The organism is Actinoplanes sp. NBC_00393, assembly GCF_036053395.1.
Classification (GTDB): domain Bacteria; phylum Actinomycetota; class Actinomycetes; order Mycobacteriales; family Micromonosporaceae; genus Actinoplanes.
In genome coordinates this window covers 3573022-3587157 of sequence record NZ_CP107942.1, presented here as the reverse complement: position 1 = coordinate 3587157, position 14136 = coordinate 3573022, and the positions used below count along the sequence as shown (strand labels likewise).

Here is a 14136-nt window from a genome sequence, read left to right as displayed (position 1 = left end):
CGATGGGGAGGCCGGCGCCGTCGCGTCCGGGCGGGACGCCGAGCTATTCGTAGCGCTGCCCCGGCAGCAGTGGTGCGGGCCTCGTTGACGCTGCTGGTACGCCGGTGTGAAATATGTTGCATGCCGATTCCGCAGCGTGTGGGTGTGATTTCGCGATCTCTGCTGCGTGAGAACGCGTACCGGTCGATTCGGGACGCGATCGTGGACGGCACGTTTCACCCGGGGGAGCGGCTCAACGACGGCGAACTGGCGCAGTGGTTGGGGGTGAGCCGGACTCCGGTTCGCGAGGCGCTGACGCGGCTCGAGGAAAGCGGCCTGGTGCAGACCAAGCCGGGGCGTTACACGATGGTGAGCCCGCTGGACGTGCAGGCGGCGCGGGCGGCGCAGACCGTCACCGCGGCGATGCACGAGCTGGCCGTGCGGGAGGCGGTGCCCACGCTGTCGGCCGACGAGATCAATGTGATGCGGGAGGCGAACGCGCGGTTCGCGGCGGCCCTGCAGGCGGACGACGTGGATGCGGCGATCGCCGCGGACGACGAGTTCCACGGTGTCACGGTCACCGCCGCCGCGAACCCGGCGCTGCGTGCGGTGCTGGAGCAGTTCACCCCGGTGCTGCGACGGCTGGAGCGGCTGCGGTTCTCCTCGGTCAGCGGGCGCGGCTCGGTGGCCCTGCACGACCAGATCATCGAGCTGTGCGAGGCCCGCGACGTCGAGGGCGCCGCGGCGGCTGCCCGGGCGAATTGGATGAGCCTCGATCCCCGAACTGATTTCGGGCTGCCGAGCGACCCGACCTGATGTTCGGCTTCTGATCCCAGGTCTCCGCCTCGGCCGGCGACGACTGCATCGTCAGGCCGGTCGTTCCGCGTGCCCGGCTGCGGGTTGACTCGGGCCGACGCGGCTGGAACGCGACGGCCGAGCAGGCGCATCCGCACCCATCGCTGCACATCGGCGGGGTTCTCTTCTACGTCGAATCCGTAGCTCGGACACCTGCAGCCGGGTCGGGTCTTCGTTGTTGACCCTCTCCCTGGGAGAGACAGCACAGTCAACGCACAGCTTCGGGCCTTGAGGGCGCGCTCCGCCATGCAATATATTGCATCTCGGAGCGGCACTCGCTGGCTCCATCAAGGGGGAGGAAAACCATGAGCACCACCGATCAAGAGATCAAGAACGTTGTGCTGGTGCACGGTGCGTTCGCTGACGGCTCCGGCTGGCGGGGCGTCTACGACAGGCTGACCGCCCATGGCTACCGGGTCACGATCGTGCAGAACCCGCTCACCTCGCTGGAGGACGACGTCGCGGCGACCACGAGGGTGCTCGACCAGCAGGACGGGCCAGCGATTCTGGTCGGCCACTCCTGGGGTGGCACGGTCATCACCGAGGCCGGCGTTCACCCGAAGGTCGCCGGGCTGGTCTACGTGTCGGCGCTGGCGCCCGACGCCGGCGAGACCACGGCCCAGCAGTACGAGGGGTTCGCCCCGACGCCCGACTTCGTCATCGACGTCGGCGCGGACGGCTACGGCTTCATCAACCCCGGCAAGTTCAAGGCCGGGTTCGCCGCGGACGCCAGCGACGCCGACGCCGCCTTCCTGCGTGACTCGCAGGTGCCGATCAACATGGCGGTGTTCGCCACCCCGGTGAAGAACGCCGCCTGGCGCGACAAGCCCAGCTGGGCCGTCATCGCCACCGAGGACAGGGCGTTCGACCAGGCGATGCTGCAGTACATGGCCAAGCGCATCGGCGCGGAGGTCACCAACGTCTCGGCCAGCCACGCGCTGTACGCGACACAGCCCGATGCCGTCGCCGACGTCATCGCCGCCGCCGCGAAGAACGCCGCCCGCTGACCCCATGTCCACCACGCCGTTCCAGGTAGCGCTCTGGATCGAGCTGCTCGCCGCCGGACTGGGTGGCCTCCAGGGCGCCCTGTTCGCGGCAGGCGAGCGGCATCGCCGCATCGACGTGCTCGGCGTCGTCGTGATCGGGCTGGCCGTCTCGCTCGGCGGCAGCCTGCTCCGCGACATAGTGCTCGATCAGCGGCCCGTGGTGATCTGGCAGAACTGGTACCTGGTGGTGGCCGCCGGCTCAGCAATCCTCGGCATGCTGCTGTACCCGTTGTTGGCGCGAGCGGACTGGCTGATCACCGTGCTGGACGCGCTCGTCATGGGGGTGTTCGGCGCGATCGGCGCCTCCAAGGCGTTGTCGCTCGGCGTCAGCGAGGCAGGGGCGCTGGTCGTCGGCGTCATCGCGGCCATCGGCGGCGGGATGTTGCGCGACGTCATCCTGAACCTGCCGATCTCCTTCCTGCAGGTCGGCACCCTCTATGCCGTCGCCGCCGGGGCGGGAGCCGGCATGCTCATCGTTCTCGACCGGTTCGGCGTACCGATCATGGTTGCGGGTCTGGTCTGTGTTGCCGTGACCGCCGCTGTGCGCCTGGCTGCCGTCTTCTTCGGCTGGTCCTTTCCGGAGCAGCGCCCGGTACGCCGCCGGCGCCCGAAGGACCCGTCGGACGCCAGCCTGTTGCCGTGACACTACGATGCGATCATGGGTTCGCTCCGGGGGGTCGGCCCGGCCCTGGCCGTGATCGTCGTCGTTGCCGCCGCGGCCGGTGTGGCTGACTGGGCGGACGCGCCCGCGACGCTGAGCGTCCACGGGGGATTCGTCGATCTTTCCGCTTACCGGCACGGCAGCGGGCTGGTGCTTGACGGTCTGCCGCTCTACAAATCGCGTGACCCGGAGACCAACCTGCGGTTCACCTATCCGCCGTTCGCCGCGCTATTGCTGGTGCCGCTGGCGCTGGTGCCGAGTTGGCTCGCCACGGCGTTGTGGACCGCGGTGTCGATGGCCGCGCTCGCGGGGGTCATCCTGGTCGCGGGCCGGGCGCTCGGCCGTACCGTTTCGGGTTGGCAGCTTGCGCTGTTGACCGGTGGGGCGCTCGCCCTGGAACCGGTGTGGCAGAACCTCACCTTCGGCCAGGTGAACCTGGTGCTGATGCTGGCGGTGCTCATTGATTTCACCCGGCCGGACTGGCGTTGGTCGGGCGTGCTCGTGGGTGTCGCCGCCGGTGTGAAACTCACCCCGCTGGTGTTCGTCGTGCTGCTGGTGCTGATCGGCCGGCGGATGGCAGCGGTACGGGCGCTGCTGGCCTTCGCCAGCACTGTCGTGATCGGGCTCGCGTTGATGCCCGGCTCCGCGAAGACGTACTGGACCCACAATCTCGTGAAGGCGAGCCGGATCGGTCCGCCGGAGAATTCGCACAACCAGTCGGTGTTCGGCACGCTCACCCGCTTCCTCGATCATGCGCCACCGAGGCTGCTGTGGCTCGCAGTCGCCGGGCCGCTCGCGCTGGCCATCGTGGTGATCGCCGCCGCGTGGTGGCGCCGCGGTGACCGGGTGCTCGGCATCAGCCTGGCAGCGATGGCCATGCTGCTCGCCTCGCCGGTCTCGTGGTCGCACCACTGGGTGTGGGCCGTGCCGGTCGGGCTGGCGCTGTGGGAACGCAGCCGGGGATGGGCTGTCGTGTGGATCGCGGTGTTCGTGGCCCGCCCGTTGGCGTGGCCACCGTGGGGTGAGAAGCAGGAATACGAGTGGGGCCCGCTGGAGCACATCCCCGGCAACGCCTACGTTCTTGCCGCCCTCGCGCTCTCCACCTGGGCGGCGCTGCAGCTCATCCGCCGGGCCGGCCCGTTCACCTGGCGTTCGAGCTTCGCGTCGCCGGGCTCGGAAGTGCCCAGCCTGTCGTAGAGCTCCCCCGGCCTGTGATCTTTGGCGGCGGCGAACGCACGGTTCGCGGCCGCCCTGCAGGCGAACGACGTGAGGTCATCCTCTTTTCACGGTGAGGCTGCCCCCGATTTGGGCCTCAGGGCCGACCAATGCAGCGACGCAAAGTGCGCTGAGCCACACACGCCCGGGCCGACGACCTTACTTCAGCCCAGCACACTTCGCCGGCACCGCGGCACGGTGCTACCGCGACCTGCAGCTGCACCGAAAGGCGTTGGCCCACGGGCCGGCCGCGTTGTGCCTGCCGGCCGACAGCACTCGCACCCGCGCCCTGCACACCGCGCTGCTGGCCACCGTCCACGCCGCGAACGGCGACTTGGACGAAGCCTGCCGCTACGGCGACCAGGCCATCCCGCACCTGCACACCGTGACATCCCAACGCGTCCGGCAACGGCTCACCGAACTCATCTACCGTCTACGCCCCCACCGCCTCGAACCGGTCGTCGCGGAATTCTTCGACCGGCACCGCGGCCTGCTCACCGGCTCCACGACCGGCGGGTCGGCTACCGTCATCCCGGTGAGCACCTGGATCGAACCCGACCAGTGGTATGCGCAACTCCCCAGCCTCTACGCGACCACCGCAGCCTTGATCACCGAGGCTGTCACCGGCCGGGTTCTACTGGTCAAACCGACCTATCGCGACCACTGGGCACTGCCCGGCGGCTACCTCGAGGCCGGCGAGTACCCCCAGGACGGGTGCGCGCGGGAACTCCACGAGGAGCTCGGTCTCCGAATCGATGTCGGCGCGCTCCTCGTGCTCGACTGGGCACCGCCCACCGGCCCACGACCTCGCGCCCTCATCAGCATGACCTTCGACGCTGGAATACTGCCCGCGTATGCCCCAGTGCGCCTACCCGCCGACGAATTGGCTGCCTACGACTTCCTCGAACCGGACGTCGCCGCCGCCCGGCTGCCAGCCGAGGTCGCACCTCGCATCGCCGCCGCCCTCGAAGCACGCCGCACCGGGAGAGCCGCGTACCTTGGTGGGCCGAAGTAGGCCCAAGGCTGTGATCCTTCGTCCCGCTGCAGGTCGGCAGCACAGCATCGCCCCAAGCTATGGCGCGAGGTCGTACGACAACGACACTGGACGATGCGACCGCGCGGAAGAAGAAAGCGCCGCCAACCGCCGGACCGTGGGGTCATCCTCATGACATGGGTCCGTTCTGCCGTGGTAGGCGAACGACGAAGATTCTCTGCCTCGGCAGTCGGCCGGCACCACACCATTCAGTCAGTGCTGAAACGTTCCGGCGCGGGCGCAGCGCCACGGTCCTGAAGATCCAGTCGCCGCGGAGGCTGACGGTGTGCGGACCTGGCCAGTCGGGAACGTCGACCGGCGGCCGCGAAAGCGGCTATCAGGCTGCCGTCTCGCTCGGCCGCTGGAGGACGTGGTGGAGCAGACCGCCGAAGGTCACCGCCCACGCGACTAAAGCCACTGCCAGAGCCACCTGAGGCACCCACCCGAGGCCCTCCTGCCGGATCGCGTCCAGCATCCGGAAGGTGGCCGCGCTGTACATGCCGATCGGGAAGACCAGCGCCCAGAAGGCCGGGGCGTAGCGCAGCGGAACCCGTCTGACGAGGTGCCGCCACACGCCGAGGGCCACCATCAGCGGCAGCCAGAACGTGGCTGTGGCCCACGCCAGGATGACGACGCCCGCCAGGAACGGCGCGAGCCGGGCGAGGATCGGCGAACCGGGCGCGGCGATCAGCAGGTTCGATCCGGCGAGGACGGTGATCGCCATGGCTCCGGCGGCGATCCAGGCCGGCGGGTCGATCTGGTCCGGGTCGAGGCGCCGGAAGGCCCAGCGCAGGAACTCGGCCGTCATCACCACGAGATACAGCACGAGGCCGAGCCCGAACGCGGCCAGCGCGGTGAAGGCGAGCAATGCGTTGTCGCCGCGGGTGAGCAGCAGGCCGGCGACGACGGCGATCGACTCGGTGGCCACGGTGAGCAGAAACCAGGTTCCGTTGATTCCCTGCTCCAGGCCGGGTTTGTCCTCGTCGATCACGACGGCGATCAGCGTGGTGTAGAGGAACACGGGGTACACGGCCAGGGCGAACCACCACAGGCCCCACGCCAGGCCCCACCAGCCGTGGATCAGCGCCGAGGCGGCGGCGAGCACGTTGGTGCCGGCGACGGTGGTGAGGAACGCGAAGCCGCTGACGTGGCTGGTCACGTCGGCGACGAACGCGGCCCGGTGCAGCAGGATCCGCAAGAGCAACATCAGGATCAGTACGGCGTACATGGTTGCGGCGACGACGTACAGCGCGCCGGCCAGCCAGTCGATGCCCTGCTGGCTCGACGCGACAGCGATGATCCCGGTCGCCATCACCATCGCGAAGATGCCGGGCGACAGCGTGGCGACCGGCGATGCCCGCAGGCCGTACCTCATGAAGCGACCGACGCCATCTGCCGTCGCGTGACCGCGAAGGACAGCGCGGTCAGGACGAGCGCTGCGATCGCGGCCCCGCCGTAGACGTCCGGCAGGCTGACGCCGTTGTCGACGAGCGGGTCGACGCCGAAGGCGGCGATCCCGTAACCCACCTGGTAGAACGCGATCACCCCGCCGGCGACGACCGTCGACATGGCGGTCAGCTCGTCCTGTCCGAGACTGATCGTCAGCGGCAGCAGGGCGGAGCAGCCCAGCCCGGCCAGCGCGAAGGTGGCGACGCCGAACCACGGCGCATCCTGCGGCAGCGCCGCGGTCAGCGCGAAGGTCGCCATCAGAATGATCGGCAGCAGACGGAAGACGGCGCGCGGCGGCAACGTGCGTACGATCGCCGCGAACAGGACCCGGCCGACCGTGACCATGGCCCAGAACGCGGTCAGTGCCAGCGCGGCCTGCGTGGTCGAGGCGCCCAGATCCGTGGTCATGTACGCCTGCGACCAGTTGCCGTTGACCGTCTCGCAGATCCCGTACAAGACGGCGAAGCCGGCGAACAGCAAGAACCGGGACGGGATGCCGGCGCGCCGCGCGGGGCCGGTAGCGGTGCCCGTCTCGGCCCGCAGCGGAAGCCGGGCGCAGGCGAGCAGCAGCAGAAGGAGCAACGCCGCCGACAGCACCGGCAGCCCCCACCAGAAACCCAGACCGACGAAGATCGCGACGAACACCGGCGCGAGGGCGGTGCCGAGACCGAGCAGGGCATTGAGTACGAGCACCGCCTTGTCCGCACGCGCCGGCTGGGACGCCGCCACGTAGGTGTTCAGCACCGGAACGGTCAACCCGAAGCCGGCACCGAGGAACGCGGTCGCGACCAGCAGTAGCGGATAGGCGATCGCCGCGTCGGCCTTCACGCCGGCGGACAGGACCAGCACCACCATGGCGGTCAGGTTGGCGGTCAGCCCCAGCAGCAGGACCCGCTTGGGAGTCAGCCGGCGGGCCAGGCCGGCGCCCAGCAGCGTGGTCGCGATGGCGGTCAGGACCTGGGGTAGGAACATCGCGCCGTACTGGGAACTGCTCAGGTCGTACTGATCGGGGTTGGTGAAGATCGAACTTGCCGCTGGGAAGGTGACCAGGGTGATGCCCTGGACCAGCCCGGCGAGGTTCACCGCTCTGATCTCGGAGGAGTGCTGTCTCGGCACACCGCGACCTCACCATGGGCCCGGCCGGGCGGCATCACCCGGAACGTATGGACTTCAGTGGTGACCTTTCACGTGCCCGAACCGCGGAGAGGCGCTCAACCTCTGGCGGTTCCGCGCCGAAGGGACATTTGTGAAGCCCGTGACGGTTCCGCGGTGGCGGCTGACCAGGACGCTCGCCGCGGTAGCCGGTGTGGCAGTGATCGCGGCGGCCTGGTTCTCGGTCGGCCTGGTCCGCTGGACGCCGCCGGTGGTCGGCTGGGTGCTGCCGCTGCTGGTCGCGGTCCCGGTCACGACGCACAGCCTGTGGCGGGCCGGCGACCAGGGCCGCACCTTCTGGCGCTACCTGTCGGCCGGCGTCGCCCTGCTGGGTGCGGGCGTGGCCATGACCGCGTACGACTACTTCAGCCGTGGGCAGCAGGGCCAGGGCATCAGTGGGCCCACCGCGGCGGTGTTCGTGGCCTCCCTGGCCGTGATGCTGCTGGGGCCGCTGCGTATCCCCGGTGCCCGCCGGGCCCGGATCGAGTGGGTCCGCTTCGGCCTGGACCTGGCCACCGTGATCTTCACCGTGCTGACCTTCACCTGGCATCTGGTCCTTCCGCGCTGGGAAGTCCTGGTGTCCGACAGCACCACCGGCAAGCTCTCGCTGCTCACCGTGGTCGCGGCCGGCGTCGTCTGCGTCTCCGCGTTCGTGAAGGTGGCCTTCACCGGCACCGGGCCGATCGACCGGCGGGCCATGTACCTGCTGGGGCTCACCGGCGCGGTGGGGGCCGGCGGCGGTTCGCTGGCGCCCCTGCTCGTCTCGCGTCCGCATCTGAGCCTGCCGCATGTGCTGCTGCCGACCCTGTGCCTGTGTCTGTGCGTGGCCGCGGACCGCCAGTTGCGTGCCACCCGGGCCGGCCTCCCGCTGCCGCGCCCGGCGCGGCGCCGCCGGCCGAGCATCCTGCCGTACGCCGCGGTGCTGGCCACCGGCGGTCTGCTGCTGTTCGGCGCTGCGGAGGCGAGCGACGACATCCTGGCGATCGCCGCCGGATCGGTGGTCGTGACCCTGCTGGTCACCGCCCGGCAGATCGTCGCGCTGCGGGACAACTCGCGGCTGCTCGACGTGCTCGACGCCCGCCGGCGTGAGCTGGCCCATCAGGCAGCTCACGACCCGCTCACCGGCCTGCCGAACCGTACCGTGCTGCACCGCGAGATCGTCGTCGCGCTGGCGGCGGACCCGGACACGGTGTGCGTCGCCATGATCGATCTCGACGACTTCAAGGACATCAACGACGATCTGGGCCACGCGGTCGGTGATGCTCTGCTGACCGCGGTGGGGCAGCGGATCTCCGCGCAGCTCCCGGAGGGCGCCGTGGTGGCCCGGCTGGGCGGCGACGAGTACGCGCTGCTGCTGCCCAGCGACTACGAGGCGACACTGGCCGTGATCGCCGAGCACCTGCGCCGCCCGGTTCACGCTGCCGGGCACGAGCTGGTCGTGGAGGCCAGCATCGGCCTGGCCGCGGCCCGCCCCGGCGACACCGCCGAGGAGCTGCTGCGCCGTGCCGACGTGGCGATGTACGAGGCGAAGGCGCAGGGCAAGGGACGCCAGGTGGCGTACACCGACCAGATGGATCAGCGCACCGCCGAGCAGTCCCGGCTCGCCGCCGACCTGCGCACGGCGCTGGACACCGACCAGTTGCACCTGATGTACCAGCCGATCGTGGCGATGCCCGGCGGCGAGTTGTACGGCGTCGAGTCGCTGATCCGCTGGACGCATCCGGAGCGCGGCCCGATCGGCCCGGCCACTTTCATTCCGGCCGCCGAGCGTACCGGGCTGATCGTGCCGCTCGGCGCGTGGATCCTGGAGCAGGCCTGCCGGCAGGCGGTGCGCTGGCGTGACGAACTGGGTGACGCGGCCCCGCATACGGTCACCGTGAACGTGTCGGCCCGTCAGCTGCGTGAGGCCGGTTTCGCCGCCGACCTGGACGCGATGCTGGGCCGCACCGGTCTGCCCCCGCACGTGCTGACCGTCGAGGTCACCGAGACGGCGGTCTTCGACGGCGGCACGGCGCTGACCGAGCTGCGGGCGATCGCCGGGCTGGGGGTCAACATCGCGCTCGACGACTTCGGCACCGGCCACTCGTCACTCGGGCTGCTGCGCACCTGCCCCGCCGATGTTCTCAAGGTCGACAAGTCGTTCGTCGACGACATCACCGAGGGCGGCCAGCAGGCGGTGATCGCGACGGCGCTGATCGGTATCGGCGACGGCCTGGGACTGCGTGTCGTCGCCGAGGGGGTGGAGACGGCCGAGCAGGCTGCTGAGCTGCACCGGCTCGGCTACCGATACGCCCAGGGCTACCACTTCGGCCGCCCGATGCCGGCCGAGGCGGTCGCCGCCTATCACCCGGTCGCAGCCGCGCAGCCGAGCTTCTCGTAGCGTATGACGGTGCCGACATACGCAGTCGTACGCCTCGCTGTCGCCGACGACCTCGGAGCCCTGCAACGGCTCGCCCGCCGCACGATCGACGCGAGTTACCGCTCGTTCCTCGGCGATGACAGCGTCGACTGGTTCATCAACTCCGGCGCCTCGGATGATCATATTGAAGGTCATTTCCGCCAGGGACACGTCTACTGCCTCGAAGCGGAGAAGGAAATCGTGGGCCTGACGATTCTCGACGGGCCAACCATCGACCTGATGATGATCGACATCGGTCACCAGCGTCGCGGCTGGGGCAGGGTGCTTCTCGCTCGGGCCGAGGAGGCGCTGTTCGCCCGGTACCGGGACATCCGTCTCGAAACCTTCGCCGGCAACACGGCGGCCATCGGCTTCTACGAGGCATGCGGCTGGCTGCGGGGCGGTCAGCTGGAAGCGATGCCCGAAACCCCCGCCAAGATCGAGTTCGTCAAACGCTGCTAACGCCGCCCCAGCCGCCGGATCAGGATCTCCTCGGTCAGCGCGACCAGCACCTCCTTGACGGACTCGCGCTGGCGGGCGTCGCATTCGACGATCGGCACGACGCCGTCGACGCCGAGCGCGTCGCGCACCTCGGCCAGGTCGAAGCGCTGCTGGCCGTTGAAGCGGTTCACGCCGATGATGAACGGGATCTCGTTCTCCTCGAAGTAGTCGATCGCCGGGAACGAGTCCTCCACCCGGCGGGTGTCGACCAGCACGATCGCGCCGAGCGCCCCGTCGACCAGGTCGTCCCAGAGGAACGCGAACCGGTCCTGGCCGGGGGTGCCGAACAGGTAGAGCAGCAGGGCGTCGTCGAGGGTGATGCGGCCGAAGTCGAGCGCCACCGTGGTGGTGGTCTTCTCGGACACCGCCGACGTGTCGTCCACGCCGATCGAGCGTTCGGTGAGCTCGGCTTCGGTGACCAGCGGTTCGATCTCGGAGATGGCGCCGACGAACGTCGTCTTGCCCACCCCGAAACCGCCGCTGATCACGATTTTCACGGCGATCGGTGGTGCCACCGTGTCAGAGCGCGCGGACACGATCCCGGATCCTTTCGATCAAGTCTATGGAGAGCACGTCCGGCTGTTCCTCGATGCGCAGGTAGCCCTCGGTGAGCAGGTCGCCGACGATGACGCGGACGACGCCGAGCGGGGCCGCGAGCGACGCGGCCAGGTCTGCCAGGGAATGCGGGCGCTGGCACAGTTCGACGATCCGGCGGGACTCGAAACGCAGCGGCGCGGACAACGCCGCCGGAGCGGCCGACAACTGGGTCTCGAGGCGCAGCCCGTCGTGCACCGGCCGGGTGCGCCCGCCGGTCAGCATGAACGGGCGCACCACCGGGCCGTCGTCGGCGACGCTCATCGGGGCAGGTGCTGCCGGGACTCGGCGATCAGCGCCGGGGTGAGCAGGGCGCCGAACCGCTCGGCCAGAGTGGAGATCTCGTAGCCGACCAGGCCGACGTCGCATTCGCTGCCGGCCACCACGCCCAGCACGCTGCCGCCGGAGATCTGCGACACCAGCAGGAACCCGCGCCGCATCTCGATCATGATGAGTTTCAGGCCGTCGAACTCGTACCGGCGTGACGCGCTGCGGGCCAAGCTGGCCAGGCTGGACACGATCGCGGCCAGTTGGTCGGCCTCGGCCCGGTTCAGCCCGTCGGAACCCGCGATCAGCAGACCGTCCGAGGAGACCGCCACGGCGTCGCGGACGCCGTCGGTCTGGTGGACGAAGTTGCCGAGCAGCCAGTTGAACTGATGCCGGTCGGCTGATGCGTCAACGCTCATGGTTCATCCCCGATTTTCCTGTCGTCCGGCCGGTTCATGGCCGTCTGATGTTTCCCGTTCCGCCCCGTTGCACACCCGCGCGGAACGCGTTGAGCCGGTTGCGTACCGCCTCTGGCGAGTCGGTGATGACCGCTGACTCGCGGCTGTTGTCCGCCGGCTCCGGCTTCGGGCCGGCGGTCCGTTTCCGGCGAGGGCTGCGCCGGCGCAGGCCGTTGGGGGTGCGCTCGGCGTCGTCCGTGGACGGCGCCGACTGCGGCGGCTCCGTCGTGTCGGCCACCACCACGTACTCGATGCTGTCGGAGCTCAGCGGACGGTCCTCGCGCCGCGGCGCGGCCGGCAGCGGATGCGAGACCGCGGGGGTGACCGGCTGGCGTTCGGCGATGACCGCGGCCGGCAGCGACAGCCGGGCGGTGAGTCCGGTGACCGGTGACGGGGCGAGTTGGACCTGTACGCCGGTCTCGGCGGCGAGCCGGCCGACCACGAAGTGGCCGAGGAAGCGGGCCGGCGCCGTGATGAAGTCGCCCTCACCGCGCAGCCGCTGGTTGGCGCGCTCCATCTCGGCCGGGCTCATGCCGATGCCGGAGTCGATGACCGCGATGAGGTAGCCGTCACCGATGACCCGGCCGTGGATCTCCACGTCCACGTCGGGCGGGGAGAAGGCGAGCCCGTTCTCGATCAGCTCGGCGAGGATGTGCGCGATACTGCCGACCACGGTGCCGTTGAGCAGGACGTCGTCGACGCGCCGCAGCGACACCCGGCGGTACTCCTCGACCTCGCTCACTGCGGCCCGGATGACGTCGGTGATCGGCAGCGGTTGCGTCCACTGTCGCGGGCTGGCCGCGCCGACCAGCACGAGCAGGCTCTCCGCGTTGCGCCGCATGCGGGTGGCCAGGTGATCGAGCTCGAACAGGTTGGCCAGGCCGGTGGGGCTGGACTCCTCGCTCTCCAGCTTGGTGATGAACCCGAGCTGGCGGCGCAGCAGGTTCTGGTTGCGCCGGCCGAGGTTGGCCAGCGACTCGGCGGTGGCGACGCGCAGCCGGGCCTGTTCGGTGGCCAGGGCGTACGCGGTGTTCTGCACCTGCTCGAGGGCGTTGGCGACCTGGCGTACCTCGACGCTGGCGTCGCGGGTCACCCGGACCGGCGGGGGACGGCTGTCCGTGCGGCCCGCGGTGGCGCGGTGCACCGCCTCGGGCAGCGACTCGGCGCCGATCCGGCTCGCCTCCTCGGCGAGGGCGGCGAGCGGCCGGGCCAGCCAGCGCGACGCCACCACGGCCAGGTAGACCGCGCCGATCAGGCACAGCACCACCACGACCAGCAGCACGGCGAGCCGGGTGGTCGCCCGATCCTTGATCTTGCCGGCGTTCTCCTGCGCGGTGGCGCCCATCGCCTGGCCCGCCTGCAGCAGGACATCGAGCACCGTGCCGGACGCCTCCCAGTAGACGTCGGGACTGACCGTCAGCGCGCGGCCGTCGGCGGCGGCCAGTGCGGCGTTCTCCATCTCGACCACCTGCTTGCCGGCCGGGGTGCCCAGCACCAGGTCCTGCGCTTGCAGGGCGGCCGGGTTGCCGTACTGGTTGAAGGCCAGGATCGCCGAGTCGCGCGCTGACTTCGCCGAGACGAATTGAACGAACTCGCCAGGGCCGAACCGGCCGCGCGAGAAGACGCCGTGCAGCAGCAGGCGTTCCTGCGCGGCGGACTCCTTGGCCACGCTGAACATGCTGAGCGTCGCGTAGTTGCGGCGCAGCTCGCCGTCGTCGACGGCGTCCAGTCCGAACTCGATGTTGATCAGGCGGCTGATCAGGCCGGTGTAGAAGCCGGCCGTATCGCCGAGGTCGCCGGTGCCGGTGTCGGTGGTGGCGCGCACCGCGACGAGCTGGTCGAGCGGGGCGACCGCTGCCGCGACCCGGTCCTCCACGTCGCCGCCCGGCTCGGTCAGTTCCTCCACGACGGCGCGTGTCCGGTCGACCTCCTGGCGGGCCGGGGCGAGCTGGGCGCGGAACTGCGCAGTGCCACTGAGCAGGCCGACCGCGAGTCCGCGTTCGGTCTGCAAGCGGTCGGCCAGATCGAGCACCGCGAGGTCCAGGGTGACGGCGCGGTCGGTCTGCACGGCGGTGTCGTAGTTGTCGATCTCGCCGGCTGCGATGACCCCGAACAGGACGAGGGAGGCGGCCACCGGCAGGGCCAGGGTGCGCGCGATACGGCTGCGGATCGTGCCGCCGGTGCGGCGTCGCGGGAACCGTCCGGCAACCATCGGCCGGGCCGCGAGGCGCGCGATGCGACTGCGGATCGTGTCGTCGGTGCGGCGCCGCGGTGACGGCCCGGCGGCCTGGTCATGGGCGGGCACGCGATCAGCTCCTCGGGACGCTGGTTGTGTGATCGTGCACATAACTGAGCTTGTGCCGCTCATGGGGTGGGGAGCCGGGCGGGATTTCAAGCGGTTGGGGAAGGATCACTCTCCGCTGACCGCCGAATTAGGATCTGTGCTGGCGCGGTCCATGGTCAAGAGTTCAGCAGCACAAATCTGTCGGCATTCGGACGCGCGGCCGGGCTCATTTCCCAGGCTGTCG

General features: G+C 70.1%; 13 protein-coding genes. 7 read left to right on the top strand and 6 right to left on the bottom strand.

Annotated features, from left to right (window positions below; genetic code table 11):
• The first annotated feature begins 144 nt into the window (after positions 1-144).
• The 5 genes from OHA21_RS16960 to OHA21_RS16940 all read left to right on the top strand — a co-directional run bounded on the left by OHA21_RS16960 (position 145) and on the right by OHA21_RS16940 (position 4771).
• Positions 145-795 carry a GntR family transcriptional regulator gene (locus OHA21_RS16960; protein WP_328474999.1) on the top strand — a complete coding sequence of 217 codons (651 nt, stop codon included), beginning with the start codon at positions 145-147 and terminating at the stop codon, positions 793-795.
• 344 nt (positions 796-1139) lie between these two features.
• Positions 1140-1841: an alpha/beta fold hydrolase gene (locus tag OHA21_RS16955; RefSeq protein ID WP_328474998.1), complete on the top strand. Its 702-nt coding sequence runs from the start codon at positions 1140-1142 to the stop codon at positions 1839-1841.
• 4 nt (positions 1842-1845) lie between these two features.
• Positions 1846-2523, top strand: coding sequence for a trimeric intracellular cation channel family protein (locus OHA21_RS16950; RefSeq protein WP_328474997.1), 678 nt, complete (start codon positions 1846-1848; stop codon positions 2521-2523).
• Positions 2524-2538: 15 nt separating this feature from the next.
• Entirely contained in the window at positions 2539-3738 is a 1200-nt protein-coding gene (locus tag OHA21_RS16945) for a glycosyltransferase 87 family protein (protein WP_328474996.1), read from the top strand.
• Positions 3739-3988: 250 nt separating this feature from the next.
• Positions 3989-4771: an NUDIX hydrolase gene (locus tag OHA21_RS16940; RefSeq protein ID WP_328474995.1), complete on the top strand. Its 783-nt coding sequence runs from the start codon at positions 3989-3991 to the stop codon at positions 4769-4771.
• A 355-nt stretch (positions 4772-5126) separates the two neighbouring features.
• On the opposite strand, the gene OHA21_RS16935 is transcribed toward OHA21_RS16940, so the two are convergent.
• Complete coding sequence (locus tag OHA21_RS16935; protein WP_328474994.1) at positions 5127-6164, bottom strand: tellurite resistance/C4-dicarboxylate transporter family protein; 1038 nt, start codon at positions 6162-6164, stop codon at positions 5127-5129.
• Positions 6161-7354 carry an MFS transporter gene (locus OHA21_RS16930; protein ID WP_328474993.1) on the bottom strand — a complete coding sequence of 398 codons (1194 nt, stop codon included), beginning with the start codon at positions 7352-7354 and terminating at the stop codon, positions 6161-6163. The genes OHA21_RS16935 and OHA21_RS16930 overlap by 4 nt, the downstream gene beginning before the upstream one ends.
• Positions 7355-7493: 139 nt before the next feature.
• Here OHA21_RS16930 and OHA21_RS16925 point away from each other — a divergent pair, with 139 nt between their 5' ends.
• Together OHA21_RS16925 and OHA21_RS16920 are read left to right on the top strand one after the other, a co-directional pair.
• The gene (locus OHA21_RS16925) at positions 7494-9770 is read left to right on the top strand and encodes a putative bifunctional diguanylate cyclase/phosphodiesterase (protein WP_328474992.1); all 2277 of its coding nucleotides are present in this window, start codon (positions 7494-7496) and stop codon (positions 9768-9770) included.
• Positions 9771-9779: 9 nt separating this feature from the next.
• A complete protein-coding gene (locus OHA21_RS16920; protein WP_328474991.1) occupies positions 9780-10250 on the top strand; it encodes a GNAT family N-acetyltransferase in 471 nt (156 codons plus the stop codon).
• Here the strand turns inward: OHA21_RS16920 and OHA21_RS16915 are convergent.
• From OHA21_RS16915 to OHA21_RS16900, 4 genes are read right to left on the bottom strand one after another with little or no spacing between them, the layout of a single operon-like run.
• Positions 10247-10825, bottom strand: a complete 579-nt coding sequence (locus tag OHA21_RS16915) for a GTP-binding protein (RefSeq protein ID WP_328474990.1) — start codon at positions 10823-10825, stop codon at positions 10247-10249. The genes OHA21_RS16920 and OHA21_RS16915 overlap by 4 nt on opposite strands.
• Positions 10809-11147 carry a DUF742 domain-containing protein gene (locus OHA21_RS16910; protein WP_328474989.1) on the bottom strand — a complete coding sequence of 113 codons (339 nt, stop codon included), beginning with the start codon at positions 11145-11147 and terminating at the stop codon, positions 10809-10811. The genes OHA21_RS16915 and OHA21_RS16910 overlap by 17 nt, the downstream gene beginning before the upstream one ends.
• A complete protein-coding gene (locus OHA21_RS16905) occupies positions 11144-11569 on the bottom strand; it encodes a roadblock/LC7 domain-containing protein (protein ID WP_328474988.1) in 426 nt (141 codons plus the stop codon). The genes OHA21_RS16910 and OHA21_RS16905 overlap by 4 nt, the downstream gene beginning before the upstream one ends.
• A gap of 34 nt (positions 11570-11603) precedes the next feature.
• Positions 11604-13913, bottom strand: a complete 2310-nt coding sequence (locus tag OHA21_RS16900) for a sensor histidine kinase (protein ID WP_328474987.1) — start codon at positions 13911-13913, stop codon at positions 11604-11606.
• Between the last annotated feature and the right edge of the window lie 223 nt (positions 13914-14136).

Coding starts and splice junctions, on each gene's coding strand:
- OHA21_RS16955 (WP_328474998.1), top strand. CDS start 1,140: ATGAGCACCACCGATCAAGAGATCAAGAACGTTGTGCTGGTGCACGGT.
- OHA21_RS16950 (WP_328474997.1), top strand. CDS start 1,846: ATGTCCACCACGCCGTTCCAGGTAGCGCTCTGGATCGAGCTGCTCGCC.
- OHA21_RS16945 (WP_328474996.1), top strand. CDS start 2,539: ATGGGTTCGCTCCGGGGGGTCGGCCCGGCCCTGGCCGTGATCGTCGTC.
- OHA21_RS16935 (WP_328474994.1), bottom strand. CDS start 6,164: ATGAGGTACGGCCTGCGGGCATCGCCGGTCGCCACGCTGTCGCCCGGC.
- OHA21_RS16910 (WP_328474989.1), bottom strand. CDS start 11,147: ATGAGCGTCGCCGACGACGGCCCGGTGGTGCGCCCGTTCATGCTGACC.
- OHA21_RS16905 (WP_328474988.1), bottom strand. CDS start 11,569: ATGAGCGTTGACGCATCAGCCGACCGGCATCAGTTCAACTGGCTGCTC.